Consider the following 16,700-nt stretch of genomic DNA (forward strand, 5'->3'; position numbering starts at 1 on the left):
GGCGGGGCCGGGGTTCGACGTGCCGCCCCGCCGCCGCGCCGGCTCGCTACTTCGACCTCGCTACTTCGACGGGGTCGACCTGCGGGCCCAGCGCTCGGCCTCCTCGGCGCGGGCGGCTTCGAGGGCTTCCACTTCCTCGGGCGGATCGGGACGCCACGTCGTGCCGGCCCGGGGCTCCCCGGCCAGGCCCAGGTCGTTGGCCCGGCGGGGCACCCGCGCCCCCTGGTACTCCAGCGGCTGGTCGGCCAGCGGCTGCTCCAGGTCGACGAAGTCGCCGGCGGGGGTCCGGCGGATGATGCCGGTCTCGATGCCGTGCTCCAGCACCTTCCGGTCCCGCCGCTGCAGGCCGACGCACCACCGGTAGACGGCGGTGTACGCGATCGGCGGCAGGATGAACAGCCCGATCCGGCCGGCCCAGATGGTGGCGTTCAGGGAGATGTCGAACACGTGGGCGATGATGTCGTTGCCGCCGGAAATCAGCAGCACCATGAAGAACGTCAACGCCATGGCGCCCAGCGCGGAGCGGACGGGCACGTCCCGGGGCCGCTGCAGCAGGTTGTGCCGCGCCTTGTCCTTGGTGAGCCAGCGCTCGACCCACGGATAGAGCGCGGCGAAGCTGATCAGGGTCAACGGCAGCACGACCGTCGGCCAGAACACGGGCGGGATGCGCCAGTGTCCGAACAGGACGATGGGCCAGTCGGGCATCAGGCGGGCCGAGCCGTCGAGCCAGCCGATGTACCAGTCGGGCTGGGAACCCGACGAGACCAGGTCGGGACGGTAGGGCCCGTAGTTCCACACGGGATTGATCTGGAAGATGCCGCCCATCACACCCAGCACGCCCACGACGGCCGTGAACAAGGCCCCGCTGTGCAAGGCGAAGGTCGGCACGATCCGGACCCCGACCACGTTGCGCTCGGTGCGGTCGGTGCCCGGGAACTGGGTGTGCTTCTGGTACCACACCACCGCGAGGTGCACGGCGACCAGGGCCAGGATGATGCCCGGCACCAGGAACACGTGGGCGATGTAGAGCCGGCTGTTGAGGATCTCGCCGGGGAACTCGCCGCCGAACACCAGCCAGTGCAGCCACGTCCCGATCACGGGGATCGACTGCACGATGCCGGACATGATCCGCAACCCGGTGCCGGACAGCAGGTCGTCCGGCAGCGAGTAGCCGGCGAACCCCTCGGCCATGCCGAGGGTGAACAGCGTGACGCCGATGACCCAGTTCAGCTCCCGGGGCTTGCGGAACGCGCCGGTGAGGAAGATCCGCGCCATGTGGCACAGGATCGCGGCCATGAACAGCAGCGCCGCCCAGTGGTGGATCTGCCGCACGAACAGGCCGCCGCGAACGTCGAACGACAGATCGACGGTCGTCTGGAACGCCCGCGACATCGGCACGCCGCGCAGCGCCGAGAACGTTCCCGAGTAGGTGACCTCCTGCAGCGACGGGTCGAAGAACAGCGCGAGGTAGGTCCCCGTCAGCAGCAGCACGATGAAGCTGTACAGGGCGATCTCACCGAGCAGGAACGACCAGTGCGTCGGGAACACCTTGGACAGCTGCCGCCGCAACCCGGCCGCCAGGTGGAAACGCTCGTCAACCGCACGGGTGACGGTGCCCTCGGCGAACAGTTCGCCGCGGGGGCGCATCGACGGCCTCATTGCCACCCCATCTCCCAGAACTCGGGTCCGACGGGCTGCCGGAAGTCGCCCTTCGCCACGAAGTACCCGGTCTCCTCGTCGACGGTGATCGGCAGCTGCGGCAACGGCCGCGCGGCGGGTCCGAAGATCGGCGTAGCGGACTGCAGGACGTCGAACTGGGACTGATGGCACGGGCACAGCAGGCGACCGGTCTGCTGCTCGAACAGCGACACCGGGCAGCCGAGATGCGTGCACAGCTTGGAAAAGGCGTAGAACTGGCCGAAGTTGTCGTGTTCCTGGCCCGGCCGCGGCGTCACCTGTTGCCCGGGCCGCAGCCGGATCAGCATCGCCGGGGTGTCGCCGCGCTGGAAGATCGCCGACAGCCGGTCGGGATCCTCCCGGTCGGACTCCCGGAACGGGAACACCGTCAGCAGCGAGCCGGCCTCCATGTCCTCGGGCCGCACCAGCACCACCTTGTGCGGGTCGCCGACATCCTGACGCAGGAACACCTTCTGGCCGTCCTCGGAGTACCAGCCGGTGTGCCACACGGTGTCCGCGGGCGGCTGCCGCCAGGGATCCTTGATCAGGCCGCCGACCGCGGCGATCAGCGCGCCGACCACCGGGATGCCGACGCCGACACCGGCCATGCCGAGCACCGCACGGCGGCGGGGCATGCCACCCCGCCGCACGGTGTCGGTGATCAGCGCCGAGGTCGTCGAGCGGTCGAAGTCGCCGGACGGGTCGTCGTGGCGCTGCTGGACCGCCTGCTCCTCCGGCAGGAAGTTCTTCGCATACCGGATGATCGCGACGGCCAGCAGCAGCACGCAGCCGCCACCGGTGACGCCCAGGAGAGGTGTGTACAGCTCGTAACCGGGAGCCGGATAGCGGAACGGCCAGACCAGGTACAGCACGATGCAGGCGATGCCGAAAGCCGCGGACAGGCCGAACCAGGCGAAAACGCCCCGCACGGCCCGCCGCTCCGCCCTGGTGCCCGGCAGCGGCCACCGGTCGGCGTACCGGACCAGCCGCACCCCGTCTTCCGCCAGCCCGGCCCGCAGCAGGTCATCCCTCGTCATGCCGTCGAGTTCCTGGCCGTCCGAGGCGCGTTTGTCCAGGGTCACACCAGCGGAATTCCCGCTTCCGACGCCGCCAAACGTGCTACTCGGCGGCGCTCAGCGGCTTGGCGACGTCCTCCAGCGCCGCGCCCTCGGCCTTCACGCCGAGCACGAGCTCGGCGATGCCGCCCAGCGCCATCACGCCGGCGCCGACGGCGAACCCGATGGCCACCTCGATCCGCGCCCCGGAGCTGATCAGCTGGCCGAACAGCACCGGGCCGACGATCCCGCCCAGACCGGTGCCGACGGCGTAGAAGAAGGCGATGGCCAGGGCCCGGGTCTCCATCGGGAAGATCTCGCTGACGGTCAGGTACGCGGCGCTGGCGCCGGCCGAGGCGAGGAAGAACGTGACCACGAGCAGGCCGAGGAAGCCCCACTCGCCGCCGATCTTGGTCAGGAACAGCCAGATCAGCGGCACCGTGCACAGCGCGGAGCCGAAGTAGGACAGGGCGATCATCGGCTTGCGGCCGACGGTGTCGAACAACCGCCCCAGCGTGATCGGTCCGAGCATGTTGCCCAACGCGAACGCCACCAGGAACATCGGCGCGGTGCCGGACGAAACCCCGTAGTAGCCGCCGAAAAGCGTGCCGAGGTTGAAGGTGAACGCGTTGTAGAGGAACGCCTGCCCGACGAACAGCGCCAGGCCCAGCACGGCCCGCTTCGGATAGACGGTGAACGCCGTCCTGGCCAGTTCCCGGAACGAGATCGTGCGCCGCTGGCGGATCTTGAGCTCGTCCTCGGGCTCCTCCAGCTGCTCGTGCCGCTCCTGCTCGACCGCGTGCTCGATGCCCCTCACGATGTTCTCGGCGTCGTCCTGGCGGCCGTGGATGAACAGCCAGCGCGGGCTCTCCGGGACGTGCCGGCGCACGATCAGCACGCCGAGCCCGAGCACCGCGCCGAGGCCGAAGGCCAGCCGCCAGCCCAGATCCGCCGGCAGCAGCGCGGTGTTCAGCAGCACGAGCGAGATCGCCGAGCCGGCGGCCGCACCCGCCCAGTAGGTGCCGTTGATCACCAGGTCGACGCGGCCGCGCAGGCGGGCCGGGATCAGCTCGTCGATGGCGGAGTTGATCGCGGCGTACTCGCCGCCGATGCCGGCGCCGGTGAGGAACCGCGCGATGAAGAAGTACCAGGGCGCGAACGTGAACGCCGTCGCCACGGTCGCCGCCAGGTACAGCGCGAGCGTGACCATGAACAGCTTCTTTCGCCCGAAACGGTCGGTGAGCTGACCGAACAGCAGCGCTCCCAGGCACGCGCCGGCCACGTACAGGGAGGCGGCCACGCCGATCTCCGTCGGCGAGATCTGCACGCCGCTGCCGGCCTCGGCCATCCGCGCCGCCACCGAGCCGACGATCGTCACCTCGAGACCGTCCAGGATCCACACCGAGCCCAGTCCCACCAGGACCCGCCAGTGGAATTTCGACCACGGCAGCCGATCCAGCCGCGCCGGAATCCGCGTTCTCACCGTACCCAGGGCTACGTCGCTCACAGACGTCTAATACCCGCTTAGCCGCAGGGAAAACGGGTACCCGATCATCATGCTCCGGTGCACACTGCTCGGCCACCGGCACCGTTTCCACGCGCACGGCGCGACTTTGCGCTGGCAGTGCGAACGCGGGTGCGGCGACGGCGGCAGCAAGGACTACCTGACCGAACGCGAGGCCGCCATGTTCGCGGCCGCCTTCGACCGTCGCGACCAACTGGGCGAGCGGGCTCCGCTGATCGGGTTGTTCCCGCTGCGGCTGGCCCGGCTGGTGCGCGACCATACTCGTCAGCCCACACGCTGACAGGAGAGCAGATGGCCGAGTTCACCGGCGCCACCGGAACAATCCACTATGGACACTGGGAGCCGGTGACACCGAGCTCGGTGGTGGTGTCCCGCACCGCGACGAGGTCTACCGCGTGCTGGTGGAGTTCGTCCGAGCCTGATGTCACGGTCGCGGCCTACTCGCTCGGGCAGCGCTGTTGAGGTCCGGGTTGATCAGCTGACCTTGCGCGCCTTCCAGACCTCCTCGACGGGCCACTGCCGCGACCAGCCCGCCGGGGCGTAGTGGAAGAAGGAGTCGGGCGCGTCCTCGGGCGCGTAGATCTCGATCAGGTCCTCGACCTCGAAGCCGCTGGCGCGCAGCAGGCGAATCATGTCGCCGTGGCTGAGATGGAACTCGACGCCGCCGTCATCCCAGGCGAACCGGTGCATGTCCCGCTGCGAGCGCAGCATCCGCTCGGTGGACTTCTCGTTCTCGTCGTCCGGCGCGCACAGCATGGAGACCACGCTGTTGCCCAGGAACGCGAGGCGCCCGCCGGGACGGAGCAGCCGCGCCGCCTCCGGGATCCACACGTACGGGTCGCACCAGATCGCCGCTCCGTACTCGCTGACGGCCAGGTCGAAGGACTCGTCCGGGTACGGCACGTGCTCGGCGTTGCCGTGCAGCAGCGGGAACTCGACGCCGTGCTCGTGCTGCAACCGCCGGGCGGTCCTGAGCTGCTTCTCGGAGTTGTCGATGCCCACCGGCTTCGCGCCGCGCCGGGCCAGCCACGAGCTCACATAGCCGGTGCCGCAGCCGAGTTCGATGACGTCCATGCCGCTGACGTCGTTCGGCAGCAGCGGAACCTCGGACTGCGGGGCGTGAAAGACGCCCCACGTCACCTCGTTGTCCCGCCACGCCCGCTCGCCGGCGGTCACCCAGCGGTCGGCCATGCCGTCCCAGTACTCGCGGTTGGCCCGAACGTGCTCGGGTAGCTGCTCGGTGGTCATGACCGCCATGACAGCGGGTCCACGCGAAAGCGGTCAATCGAATTAGTCTGCCCCCGCCCGTTCGGGCGGGGGCAGACCGCTTCAGTTGGGCACGGTGTCGGTGAAGTGCGTGCCGGCGGCGTAGTAGCCGGAGACGGCGCTGTCCACCTGGGCCGGGCTCAGCGCCGCGGCGTTGAAGTACACCCAGTTGACCTTCTGGTCCCAGGTGCGCTGGCCGGTGAACGGCAGGTCGATGAACCACTCGTTGAAGTCGATGGTCATCTTGTCCCGCGGGTAGTACTTCCCGTTGCTGGTGAAGTAGACCTGACCGTCCACATAGTACGTGACGGTGCCGTTGGCGACGGTCATCACCAGCGTGTGCCAGCCCTTCAGGCTGGCGACCACGTTGTGCGTGACGCGGTCCATGGCGTCGGCGCTGTACCAGGTGGTGGTGTAGAGCGTCGGGCCGGGCGCGCCCCAGCCGCCGTTGGGCAGGTACTCGTTGTCCAGCTCGCTGTAGAGCGGCTCGTCGGGCGTGATCGTGTAGAAGGTCTCGTTGACGTGGTCGCCGTTCGGACCGCTGGTCGGCGCGTCGGTGAAGTACACCCGAGCGGCGTAGGTGCCTTCGAGGAACTTGCGCTGCACGGTGTCGATCTCGGCCTGCGTGGTGTTCGCGGCGGTGCCGTCGGTCCTGGCCTCCAGCTGCATCACCCGGCCGCCGACCGCGGTCGAGTCGGACGGGAAGCTGATCGCGTTGGCCGACCACGTGCCGGCGATGCCCGGGCCACCGCCGCCGGTGCGCACGCTCCAGCCGTGCGCGGCGAGCGCAGGGTCGGATGAGCCGCTGTAGTGGAAGTCGTCGAACAGGGCCGGGCCGCTGGGCGGCGGTCCGCCGGGCGAGGTCGTGGTGGTCGTGGTGGTGGTCGGGCCGCCGCCGGCCGGGGCGGTGCCGAAGGCCAGCGTGCCGTTGACGTAGGCGGCGACCTTGGTGTTGACGGCGTAGTCGGTGTCGGCCCCGTTGAACGAATAGTCGTTGGCCTGGTTGACGTTCTGCCAGTCGGCCCGGTACAGCCGCAGCTGGATGTCGCCGCTGTCCGCGCCGGGGGCGATAGCGCCGCCGGTGAAGCTGACCTGGAGGTAGTGGTCGGCGGTCGCGGTCGGCGTCGGCAGCGTGCCGATGGTTCCGGTGATGGTGCCGCAGCCGACGACCGCCCAGGCGCAGGCGAACACGTACTGGCTGGTGGTGTCGGCGGTGAAGTAGTAGCGCAGGGTCACCTGGTTCAGCGCCAGCGAGCCGCCGCCGGTGTTGGCGATCTTGAACCAGGGTTCGGCCTCGCCCGCGCTGGCGGGTGTGGAGGTCTTGTACTGGACGCTGAGCGCGGGCGTCGCGGCCAGCGCGGGATGGATGGCGTAGAGGCTGGCCGCCGCGCACACCGCCGCGGTCGCGGCGAGAGCGGCGCGGCGGCGGACCCGCGGCCGGGCAGGGCTGTGGTCCATCGGTTCTCCTCGGTCGAACGACGCGTGGCGGCCTCGTCGACACCGGCTTACCAATGGTCAGGTCTTTGGTCAGCCGGATTCCGTACACGGTGAACCTGGTGAGCGACGGTGTCAAGAGCCTTGACATGACCAATGGTCATGCGGAAGTCTCCGTCGCCAACCGCCCCCGCCGCCCCCGGGAGGATCCCGATGTCCAGACGCAGCACCGCCGCCTCAGCCATGGCCGCCGTCGCCCTCGCCGTCTCCGCCTGCGGCGCCGGTTCGGCCGAGAACGCGTCCCAGGGCAAGGCCATCACCGTCTGGCTGATGGACGGCGATCTCAGCGACAAGGCCGTCGCCGCGATCAACACCGCGTTCGAGAAGGCCACCGGGGCCACGGTGACGGTGCAGGTCCAGGAGTGGGACAACATCAACACCAAGATCAGCACCGCGCTGGCCCAGGACAGCACCCCGGACGTGCTGGAGATCGGCAACACCGACGTGCCGCTGTTCGCCGCCAACGGTGCGCTGGCCGACCTCACCGACCACAAGGCCGATCTGTCGGCCGGTCAGGCGTGGCTGCCGGGGCTGGCCGGGCCGGCCACCGTGGACGGCAAGATCTACGCGGCCCCGCTGTTCGCCGGCAACCGCGCGGTCATCTACCGCAAGTCGATCTGGGCCAAGGCCGGCGTCACCGCGCCGCCGGCCACCTTCGCCGAACTGACCGCCGACCTGGACAAGGTCAAGGCGGCCAACCCCGATCCGGCGTTCGCCGCGTTCAACTTCCCGGGCCAGTACTGGTACGGGGCCCTGCAGTTCGTCTGGGACGCCGGTGGACAACTGGCCACACAGGACGGTCGCAAGTGGACCGGAGCGCTGGAGAAGCCGGCCGCGCAGCAGGGGCTCAAGGCGTGGCAGCAGTTCCAGAACACGTATTCCGGCGCGGCCTCGCGCAACGTCGACACGAAGGCGCCGGACCAGGCGGCCATGTTCGCCCAGGGCGCGACCTCGGCGATCCTCGACACCAGCGTGAACACCATCCTCAAGGACAACCCGTCGATCAAGGACGACATCGGCACCTTCCCGTTCCCCAGTGCCACTGCCGGCCGGACGCAGCCGGTGTTCCTCGGCGGCTCCGACCTCGGCGTCGCGGCCAAGTCCCGCAACCAGGACCTGGCGCTGGCCTACCTGAAGGCCGCGGCCGACCCGGCCGTGCAGCGCTCGGCGATCGCCGGCATCGACGGCTGGACCCCGGTCTCCACGCAGGTCATCGACCAGGTGACGCCGTCGCTGCCGCCGCTGAGCGCCGCGTTCTTCGCCGCCGCCAAGTCCTCCGGCAGCACGCCGGCCACCCCGGGCTGGGCCACCGTCGAGAGCGACAAGTCGATCAACACCTTCTTCGCCGACATCGCCACCGGCCGCAAGTCGGTCGCCGACGCGGCCAGGGACTTCGACGCGCACCTCGACCAGGCCCTGAACGCGGCGCGATGAGCGCCCTCCGGACGTCATCGCCGGCAGCAGCGATGACACCAGTCGCCGGCGCCGAACCACCGCCCCGGCGCCGGCGACGCCCCCTCCTGCCCTACGGCCTGCTGGCCCCCGCGGCCGCCGTGCTGGCCCTGGTGCTCGGCTACCCGCTGGCCCGGCTGGTGGTCATCTCGGTGCAGGACTACGGGCTGCGGTCGCTGTTCACCGGCACCGTCGGCTGGGCCGGCCTCGCGAACTACCTGGCGGTGCTGGGATCGCCGGATCTCGGGCCGGTTCTGGCGCGCAGCATCGGTTTCTGCGCCGCGCTGATGGTCGGCACGCTGGTCATCGGCCTCGCGGTCGCATTGCTGATGGGCCGGCTCGGGCGGCGGATGCGGGCGGCGGTGATGTTCGCGCTGATCGCCGCCTGGGCCATCCCGAACGTGGCGTCCACGCTGGTGTGGCAGTGGCTGTTCCAGCCGGTGTACGGCGTGCTGAACTGGCTGCTCAGCCGCGTCGGCGTGCTCGGCGACCTCACCCAGCACGACTGGACGACGTCGGCGTTCTCCGCGTTCGCGCTGGTGTGGCTGCTGGTGGTGTGGCAGTCGGTGCCGTTCGTGGCGCTGACCCTGCACGCCGGCCTGACGCAGATCCCCCGCTCCTACTACGAGGCGGCGGCCATCGACGGCGCCGGCCCGGTGCGGGTGTTCGCCACCATCACGCTGCCGTTCCTGCGGCCCGTCCTGGGCCTGGTCACCATCCTGTCGGTGATCTGGGACTTCACCGTGTTCAACCAGATCTGGATCCTCACCCAAGGCGGTCCCAGCGGGCAGACCACGACGCTGGGCATCTGGACGTTCACCACGGCGTTCAGCAAGAACTCGTTCGGCCAGGGCGGCGCGATCGCCGTGGTGTCGGTGCTGCTGTTGCTCGCGATGACCGCGGTGTACGTGCGCCGGCTCGTCCGCTCCGGGGAGACGCTATGAGGATTGCTCGCAACGCGGCGGCGACGCTGTTCTGTGCGGTATGGCTGTTCCCGGTGTACTGGATGGTGAATACGGCATTCAAGCCGTACGGGGACATCCTCAGCGCCACGCCGCGGTTCCTGCCGTTCCCGTTCACGGTGGCCAACTTCGCCGATGCCATCGGAAAACCGGGTTTCCTCCACGATCTCGGAAACAGCGTTCTCGTCACCGGCGCGGTGGTGGTCGTGGCGATCGTCGTGGCGTTCCTGGCCGCGACCGCGCTGACCCGGTTCCGCTTCCCCGGCCGGCGCGGCTTCCTCATCGCGGTGCTGGTGGTGCAGATGGTTCCCGTGCCGGCACTGGTGATTCCGCTGTTCCTGAGCCTGAAATCGGTGCACCTGCTCGACACGTTCCTCGGGCTGGGCCTCACCTACGTGGCGCTGGTGCTGCCGTTCACCATCTGGACCCTGCGCGGGTTCCTGCAGGGCATCCCGGTGGAGCTGGAGGAGGCGGCAATGGTCGACGGCGCCGGTCGCGGCACCGTGATCCGTCGGATCCTGCTGCCGCTGGTGCTTCCCGGCATCATCGCCACCAGCGTGTTCGCGTTCATCACGGCCTGGAACGACTTCCTGTTCGCATACGTGATCATGAAGGACCAGTCGGGCTACACGCTGCCGGTGTGGCTGGTCTCGTTCAGCACGAGCACCGGCACCGACTACGGCGGCCTGATCGCCGCCTCCACCCTGTTCGCCCTGCCGGTGGTGGTGTTCTTCGCCCTCGTGCAGCGGCGGCTGGTGGAGGGCATGACCGCGGGGGCGGTGAAGGGCTAGCCGATGATCATTCCCAGTCCCAGTCAGGTGGAACGGCGACCGGGCACCTTCCCGTTGCGCCCCAACCTGCGGATCAGCTGCGGCCCCGGCGCCGAGCGGGCCGGCGACCTGCTCGCCGGCTACCTCGGCCTGCGCGGCGGCAACGGCTTCGCGCCGTCGATCTGGCTCGAACTGGCCAGCCGTGGCCCCGGCCCCGAGGGCTACCAGCTGGACATCCGGCCACACCAGGTGCTGCTGTCCGCCACCGCCGAGGCGGGTCTGCTCAACGGCGTGCAGACGCTGCGGAGCCTGGCGTCGCAAGAAAACCTGCCGTGCCTGCGGATTCGCGACGTGCCGCGGCTGCCGTGGCGGGGAGTGCTGCTCGACGTGGCCCGCCACCACATGCCGTTGGAGTTCCTGCACCAATTCGTCGACGTGATGGCGCTGCACAAGCTGAACGTGCTGCACCTGCACCTGACCGACGACCAGGGCTGGCGCATCGAGATCGACGGCTGGCCGCGGCTGGTCGACGTGGGCGCGTGGCGGCCGGAGAGCATGGTCGGCCCGGCCGGCAGCAGCCGGTTCGACGGCGTGCCGCACGGCGGCTACTACACCCAGGCCGAGCTGCGGGAGCTGGTGCGGTGCGCCGCCGACCGCGGTGTGACCATCGTGCCGGAGATCGAGATGCCCGGGCACGTGCGGGCGGCTTTGGCGGCGTATCCCGAACTGGGCAACTTCCCCGAGCGGCGGCTGCCGGTGTGGACGAGTTGGGGCATCAGCGAGGACATCCTCGGCGTGCACGACACCGCGCTGGCGTTCTGCCGTGAGGTGCTGCGCCAGGTCGCCGACGTGTTCCCGGCCCCGTACGTGCACATCGGCGGCGACGAGTGCCCGACGACGCAGTGGGCGACCGCCCCGTCGGCGCTGGCCCGCGCCGCCGAACTGGGGTTCGACGACCCGAGCCGGCTGCACGGCTGGTTCCTCGGCCAGATGCGGGACACGCTCCGTGACCTGGGGCGGACGGCCGTGTGCTGGGCCGAGACCGGCCAGCACGCCGGCGACATGCCGCCGGGCATGGTGCTCGCCGCGTGGCGGGACGCCGCCCACGGGGCGTCGGCCGTCGACGACGGGCATCAGGTGATCATGGCCCCGCACCGGTCGACGTACCTCGACTACCGGCAGGAGAAGCCGCCCGGGCACTCGGGGATCGTCACGACGGTGGCCGACGTGTACCGGTTCGACCCGCTGGCCGGCGGGCTGCCGGTGGCCGTCGGCGACCGGCCCGGGGTGCTCGGCGCGCAGGCCCAGCTGTGGACCGAGCTCGCGCCGACGCCCGACCACGTGCGGCGGCTGGCGTTCCCCCGGCTGTGCGCGTTCGCCGACACGGCCTGGCGCTCGACCGCTCCCGACTACGATGACTTCCGGCGCCGGTTGGCCGACCAGCTCGACCTGCTCCACGCCCTGAACGCCCTCCCTACGACCGAAACGACGCCGTGACAGCTGAGCCGCTCGACCCCCGGAAATCGCCCAAGCGGGACGTCGTCCGCCGGCACATCCTCGGGCTGATCGAGAACACCCGCCCCGGCACCGGCCTGGCGTCCGAGCGGGACCTGGCGCAGCAGCTCGGCGTGTCCCGGCCGACCGTCCGGGCCGCCCTCGACGAGCTCACCCGCGACGGCTTCCTGGTCCGGCAGCGCGGGCGCGGCACGTTCACCAGCCCGCACAAGGTCACCCAGGAGCTCGCCGGCTCCGCCGGCATGACCGTGCCGCCGGCCGAGGGCGACTGGACCAGCTGGGTCGTCACCTTCGACGTCTCCCCCGCGCTGCCGCCGACCGCCGCCCGCCTCGAACTCGACGCCGGCGACCCGGCGCTGCGCGTCACCCGGGTGCGGCTCGTCGACGACGAGCCGATCGCCATCGAACGCCTCGAACTGCCCGCCGCCATCGTCCCCGGGCTGCAGCCGTCCGACATGGAATCCGGCAACTTCTACCGGCTGCTGCGGGAACGCTTCGGCGTGCGCGTGTCGGAGGCCGTGCAGAGCATCGAGCCGTCCTTCACCAACCCCGAGCAGGCCGAACTCCTCGACGTCCCGGTGTACTCGCCGCTGCTGCAGATCGAGCGGACCACCCGCGACACCACCGGCCGGGTCGTGGAGGTCACCCGGTCCGTGTACCGCGGCGACCGGTACCGCATCACCTCGACGCTGCGGTTCGACGACACGTCCGGCTAGGACCTCTTGGCGAACTCCAGCAGGGGACGCATCACCGACACGTCCACCCCGGTGCTGCGCAGGGCGACGATGATCTGGGCCGCGCGGCGGTACTCCTGCTCGTTGGCGGGACGGTAGATGCCGGGTTGGAACTGGGCGACGGGGATGGTCGTGGGGCGGACGCGGACGTTGGTCTCGTCCCGCCACGCCCGGCAGTCGGCTTGGACGGCCTTGGCGTCGAGACCGGTGACCCAGACGAATCGGACCCGGCCGGCATCCTGGTCGTCCTCGACCCACAGCGTGTTCGGCGAGATGGGGTTGACCGGCGCGGGGGCGGGCGGCGGCGGGGCCTGCGCGGCGCGGCGGGAAAACCGGCCGCTGGCGGCCGGCGGCGGGGCGGCCAGCGGGGCGCCGATGAGCACGGCGTCGAGGTCGGCGGCGGCGCGCAGCAGCGTGCCGTAGTCGACCTGCCCACCGACGGCCTGGATCTGCTGGATCACCGTGCGGGCGAGGTCCACCGCGGGATGCGGCCCGAGGCCCCGGTCCAGCACGTCGACCTCGGCGGCCGCGGCGTCCAGGGCGTCGGCGAGCCGGCGGAACTCGTCGGCCGCACGGCGGACCGGAGCCTGCACGGCACGGCGGAACACCGCCGGCCCGGACACGTTGTCGATGGTCATGGGTGTCAGGTTAGGAGAGGATCGCGTGGGTCCCGAGTCAAGGAGGTTCCGATGCCCGTGCTGGCCGACCTGCTGTCCGCGCTGGCGGGTGGTCGTGTCGAGGTCGTCGACCTGACCGCGCCGCTCTCGGCGAGCACCCCCGTGCTGCAGCTGCCGCCGCCGTTCGCGAACACGACGAGCTTCCGGCTGGAGGAGATCAGCCGCTACGACGACCGCGGCCCGCGCTGGTACTGGAACGACATCCACACCGGCGAGCACGTCGGCACGCACGTCGACGCCCCGAACCACTGGCTGTCGGGCAAGGACGGCGACAGCGTGGACCAGATCCCGCTGCGCACGCTCGTCGCGCCGGCGGTGGTGCTCGACGCGTCGGCGAAGGTGGCCTCGGACCCCGACTTTCTGCTGAGCATCGACGACGTGCGGGAGTGGGAGGGCGAGCACGGGCCGCTGCCGGACGGGGGCTGGCTGCTGTATCGCACGGGGTGGGACACGCGGTCCGGCGACCAGGAGAGCTTCCTCAACGGCTCGCACAGCCCGGGTGTGTCGCCGGAATGCGCGCAGTGGCTGGCCGAGGAGACGCCGATCGCCGGCTTCGGCGTGGAGACCGTGGGCACGGATGCCGGTCGGGCGGCCGAGTTGGAGCCGATGTTCCCGTGCCACGACCGGTTGCTGGGCGCGGGAAAGTGCGGGTTGACGCAGTTGCGGAACCTGGCGCAGCTGCCGCCGACCGGGTCCGTGCTGGTGGTGTCGCCGCTGCCGATCGTCGGCGGGTCGGGCAGCCCGGCCCGGGTGTACGCGTTCGTGGAGCGGCCGTGATCGTCGCCGAGGCGGTCGGGCGCGTGCTGGCCGAGCTCGGCGCGGGCCCGGTGTTCGGGGTCGTGGGCAGCGGCAACTTCCACGTCACCAATGCACTGCGGGACAACGGTGTCCCGTTCTACGCCACCCGTCACGAGGGCGCGGCGGCCACCGCTGCCGACGCCTGCGCGCGGATGAGCGGCCGGGTGGCGATCGTGTCGACGCATCAGGGTTGCGGGCTGACGAATGCCGTCACGGGGATCGGCGAGGCGGCCAAGAGCCGGACGCCGCTGCTGGTTCTCACGGCGGAGGCGCCGGACTCCGATCCGTTGAACAACTTCCGCATCGACCAGGACGCCCTCGCCCGCTCCGTCGGCGCTGTCCCGGAACGGATCCACAGCCCGGAGACCGCCGTTGCCGACGCCGTGCGGGCATACCGGACGGCGTTGTTCGAGCGCCGCACGGTCGTGCTCAACCTCCCGCTCGACGTGCAGGCCATGGTCGCTCCGGAGTCGAAACCCGTTGCGCTGCTGGCGCCTTCGCCCGCCGCCGAGCCCGACGTCACGTCGCTGGCGGCCCTCATCGCCGCCGCCGAGCGGCCCGTGTTCATCGCGGGCCGCGGCGGGCGCGGGGCCGCCGCGGAGATCCGTGCCCTGGCCGACGCGTGCGGCGCGCTGCTGGCCACCTCCGCCGTCGCGCACGGCCTGTTCCACGAAGACCCTTGGGCCCTGGGCATTTCCGGCGGTTTCTCGTCGCCGCTGACCGCCGAGTTGATCCGTGGCGCGGACCTCATCGTCGGCTGGGGCTGTGCGCTGAACCGGTGGACCACCCGTCAGGGCAAGCTGATCGGGCCCGACACCCGGCTCGCCCAGGTGGATCTCGACGAGAGCGCCCTCGGCGCGCACCGACCGATCGACGTCGGCGTGGTCGGCGACTCCGCCGTGGTTGCCCGCGCGGTGCGCGCCAAGCTGGACAGTTCGAAGGGTTACCGCTCCCCCGAGCTTCGCGACCGTATCGCCTCTCGTGCGCGATGGTCCGCCGCCGACCACACCGACGAGTCCACCGCCGAGCTCATCGACCCGCGCACGCTGTCGTCGGAGTTGGACCGGATCCTGCCGGCCGAGCGGATCGTCTCCGTCGACTCCGGCAACTTCATGGGCTATCCCAGCGCCTACCTGGCCGTGCCCGACGAGTTCGGCTTCTGCTTCACCCAGGCGTTCCAGTCCATCGGTCTCGGCCTCGCCACCGCCATCGGCGCCGCGATCGCCCGCCCCGACCGGCTTCCCGTCGCCGCTCTCGGCGACGGCGGCTTCCACATGGCCGCCGGCGAACTCGAAACCGCCGTCCGCCTCGGCCTGCCGCTCGTCGTCATCGTCTACAACGACGCCGCCTACGGCGCCGAGGTGCACCACTTCACCGGCGACCACGCCACCGTCCGCTTCCCGCCCACCGACATCGCCGCCATCGCCCACGGTTTCGGCTGCACCGGCGTCACCGTCCGCACCACCGCCGACCTCGACCCCGTGCAGAATTGGCTCGACGGCCCCCGTGACACCCCACTGGTGATCGACGCCAAGATCACCGACGACGGCGGCTCGTGGTGGCTGGCCGAGGCGTTCCACGGTCACTGAGCCAGGCTCGTCTCCCGCCGGCGGCCGGCCTGACCGACACGGACCTGCTGAAGGGCCTTGCTCACGCACGTGAGTGGCTCATGTGGCTTCCGCGGACCAAGTGAGCCACTCACGTGCGCCACAGCCCAGCCTCGGGTGCTACTCCCGCTCGACCTTTCGCAGCCCGCCGGCCGGTGTCCACCACTCCACCACCAGCAGCGTCGCCGCCTCGTTCAGGTGGGTGTGCACGATCTCGGTGATGTCGGCCTGGAGGCGGTCGCTGTCCGGCCGCTCGGCGGTCGGGTCGGCGAAGATCGCCCGGCCGGCGATCTTGGCCTCCCCGGGCCACGCGGCCTCCTCGCCGTCGACGGGGTCGACGGTGGCGCTGTGCAGCGCGAACCGGGGGTCCCGGCGCAGGTCGGCGCCCTTGCGGGCATTGGGCATGGAGCCGAAGACCAGCTCGCCGTCCTCGAACCTGGCCTCGATGCCGGAGATCCGGGGCGAGCCGTCGGCCCGCAGGGTGGCGATGGTCTTGTGTCTGTGCGCGTCGAACAGCGCCCGCACCCGCCCCGCGAACTCCGGCGCGGCCTGCTCGACGTCCCGCCAAGCGGTCATCGGGCCATGATCGCGCGCTACGGAACCTACCGCCACACTCTTTCGGGCTTCTCGGCCAGCAGGTACGCGAGCGCGCCGGCGACCGCGGTCACGCCGACGACAACGGCGACCGTGGCGCCGGCGCCGATCACGGCCCCGCCGGCTGCGCCGAGGGCCGCGACGGCGAAGCCGACGACGATCACGATCAGGCACCACGCGGCCTTCCCCAGCCCGGCCCGCGGCAGCGGCCGCACCGGCTCGGGGAACAAGCCGCTCAGGTGGGTCAGCACCGCATCGCCGGCCAACGACCGGTCAAGCCGGGCCAGGTTCCGCCGCTGCCGGGCGGACAGGCCCATCACCCGTCCCATCAGTCCTCCAAGGGCAGCACATCGATGATCAACGCCGTCGGCACCAGGTCGACGGGCCCGTCCGTCCGCCGCACCGGGATCCACCACTCGTCGGTGCCCGGGTCGACGATCTCCGCCCCGCTGGCGGTCCCTCTGCGGACCGTGCCCACCGGGTACTGGCTGAGGTCGAAGTAGGCGACGACGGCGCCGGTCTCCAGGCGCTGCGGGCGTTCGGTGTCCTCGTCCATGGGAGCATGGGTACCCGC

Annotated in this window: 17 protein-coding genes; 8 read left to right on the forward strand and 9 right to left on the reverse strand. The window is 70.9% G+C overall.

From position 1 onward, the window contains the following. Positions 1–60: 60 nt before the first annotated feature. From qcrB to BJ998_RS41775, 3 genes are read right to left on the reverse strand one after another with little or no spacing between them, the layout of a single operon-like run. A complete protein-coding gene (gene qcrB / locus BJ998_RS41765) occupies positions 61–1,647 on the reverse strand; it encodes a cytochrome bc1 complex cytochrome b subunit (RefSeq protein ID WP_246490005.1) in 1,587 nt (528 codons plus the stop codon). An 8-nt stretch (positions 1,648–1,655) separates the two neighbouring features. Further along, positions 1,656–2,759: a cytochrome bc1 complex Rieske iron-sulfur subunit gene (gene qcrA / locus BJ998_RS41770; RefSeq protein ID WP_312890642.1), complete on the reverse strand. Its 1,104-nt coding sequence runs from the start codon at positions 2,757–2,759 to the stop codon at positions 1,656–1,658. A gap of 37 nt (positions 2,760–2,796) precedes the next feature. Next, positions 2,797–4,215, reverse strand: a complete 1,419-nt coding sequence (locus tag BJ998_RS41775) for an MFS transporter (protein ID WP_312890643.1) — start codon at positions 4,213–4,215, stop codon at positions 2,797–2,799. A 73-nt stretch (positions 4,216–4,288) separates the two neighbouring features. Between BJ998_RS41775 and BJ998_RS41780 the strand changes: the two genes are divergently transcribed. Continuing rightward, the gene (locus BJ998_RS41780) at positions 4,289–4,537 is read left to right on the forward strand and encodes a hypothetical protein (RefSeq protein WP_184869657.1); all 249 of its coding nucleotides are present in this window, start codon (positions 4,289–4,291) and stop codon (positions 4,535–4,537) included. A gap of 194 nt (positions 4,538–4,731) precedes the next feature. On the opposite strand, the gene BJ998_RS41785 is transcribed toward BJ998_RS41780, so the two are convergent. Then, positions 4,732–5,505 carry a class I SAM-dependent methyltransferase gene (locus BJ998_RS41785; RefSeq protein ID WP_184869658.1) on the reverse strand — a complete coding sequence of 258 codons (774 nt, stop codon included), beginning with the start codon at positions 5,503–5,505 and terminating at the stop codon, positions 4,732–4,734. Positions 5,506–5,586: 81 nt separating this feature from the next. Next, entirely contained in the window at positions 5,587–6,981 is a 1,395-nt protein-coding gene (locus BJ998_RS41790) for a cellulose binding domain-containing protein (RefSeq protein WP_184869659.1), read from the reverse strand. Positions 6,982–7,170: 189 nt separating this feature from the next. Between BJ998_RS41790 and BJ998_RS41795 the strand changes: the two genes are divergently transcribed. From BJ998_RS41795 to BJ998_RS41815, 5 genes are read left to right on the forward strand one after another with little or no spacing between them, the layout of a single operon-like run. Next, entirely contained in the window at positions 7,171–8,451 is a 1,281-nt protein-coding gene (locus BJ998_RS41795) for an extracellular solute-binding protein (RefSeq protein ID WP_184869660.1), read from the forward strand. Between the two features lie 32 nt (positions 8,452–8,483). Then, the gene (locus tag BJ998_RS41800; protein ID WP_221339553.1) at positions 8,484–9,413 is read left to right on the forward strand and encodes a carbohydrate ABC transporter permease; all 930 of its coding nucleotides are present in this window, start codon (positions 8,484–8,486) and stop codon (positions 9,411–9,413) included. Then, a complete protein-coding gene (locus tag BJ998_RS41805; RefSeq protein ID WP_184869662.1) occupies positions 9,410–10,222 on the forward strand; it encodes a carbohydrate ABC transporter permease in 813 nt (270 codons plus the stop codon). Before BJ998_RS41800 ends, BJ998_RS41805 begins: the two co-directional genes overlap by 4 nt. A 3-nt stretch (positions 10,223–10,225) precedes the next feature. Then, positions 10,226–11,698, forward strand: a complete 1,473-nt coding sequence (locus tag BJ998_RS41810; RefSeq protein WP_184869663.1) for a beta-N-acetylhexosaminidase — start codon at positions 10,226–10,228, stop codon at positions 11,696–11,698. Further along, on the forward strand, positions 11,695–12,432 hold the full coding sequence (locus tag BJ998_RS41815) for a GntR family transcriptional regulator (protein WP_184869664.1): 738 nt from the start codon (positions 11,695–11,697) through the stop codon (positions 12,430–12,432). The genes BJ998_RS41810 and BJ998_RS41815 overlap by 4 nt, the downstream gene beginning before the upstream one ends. Here the strand turns inward: BJ998_RS41815 and BJ998_RS41820 are convergent. Continuing rightward, a complete protein-coding gene (locus tag BJ998_RS41820) occupies positions 12,429–13,088 on the reverse strand; it encodes a hypothetical protein (protein ID WP_184869665.1) in 660 nt (219 codons plus the stop codon). The two genes, BJ998_RS41815 and BJ998_RS41820, sit on opposite strands and share 4 nt — an antisense overlap. Before the next feature lie 51 nt (positions 13,089–13,139). Here BJ998_RS41820 and BJ998_RS41825 point away from each other — a divergent pair, with 51 nt between their 5' ends. Together BJ998_RS41825 and BJ998_RS41830 are read left to right on the forward strand one after the other, a co-directional pair. Further along, positions 13,140–13,904, forward strand: a complete 765-nt coding sequence (locus BJ998_RS41825) for a cyclase family protein (RefSeq protein ID WP_184869666.1) — start codon at positions 13,140–13,142, stop codon at positions 13,902–13,904. Then, positions 13,901–15,514, forward strand: coding sequence for a thiamine pyrophosphate-binding protein (locus BJ998_RS41830; protein ID WP_184869667.1), 1,614 nt, complete (start codon positions 13,901–13,903; stop codon positions 15,512–15,514). Before BJ998_RS41825 ends, BJ998_RS41830 begins: the two co-directional genes overlap by 4 nt. Positions 15,515–15,652: 138 nt before the next feature. On the opposite strand, the gene BJ998_RS41835 is transcribed toward BJ998_RS41830, so the two are convergent. From BJ998_RS41835 to BJ998_RS41845, 3 genes are read right to left on the reverse strand one after another with little or no spacing between them, the layout of a single operon-like run. After that, positions 15,653–16,108, reverse strand: a complete 456-nt coding sequence (locus BJ998_RS41835) for a pyridoxamine 5'-phosphate oxidase family protein (RefSeq protein WP_184869668.1) — start codon at positions 16,106–16,108, stop codon at positions 15,653–15,655. A gap of 26 nt (positions 16,109–16,134) precedes the next feature. Next, positions 16,135–16,455: a hypothetical protein gene (locus tag BJ998_RS41840; protein WP_184869669.1), complete on the reverse strand. Its 321-nt coding sequence runs from the start codon at positions 16,453–16,455 to the stop codon at positions 16,135–16,137. Continuing rightward, positions 16,455–16,682, reverse strand: a complete 228-nt coding sequence (locus BJ998_RS41845) for a hypothetical protein (RefSeq protein WP_184869670.1) — start codon at positions 16,680–16,682, stop codon at positions 16,455–16,457. The genes BJ998_RS41840 and BJ998_RS41845 overlap by 1 nt, the downstream gene beginning before the upstream one ends. Positions 16,683–16,700: the final 18 nt, after the last annotated feature.

It is taken from the genome of Kutzneria kofuensis (genome assembly GCF_014203355.1).
Taxonomy (GTDB): Bacteria; Actinomycetota; Actinomycetes; order Mycobacteriales; family Pseudonocardiaceae; genus Kutzneria; species Kutzneria kofuensis.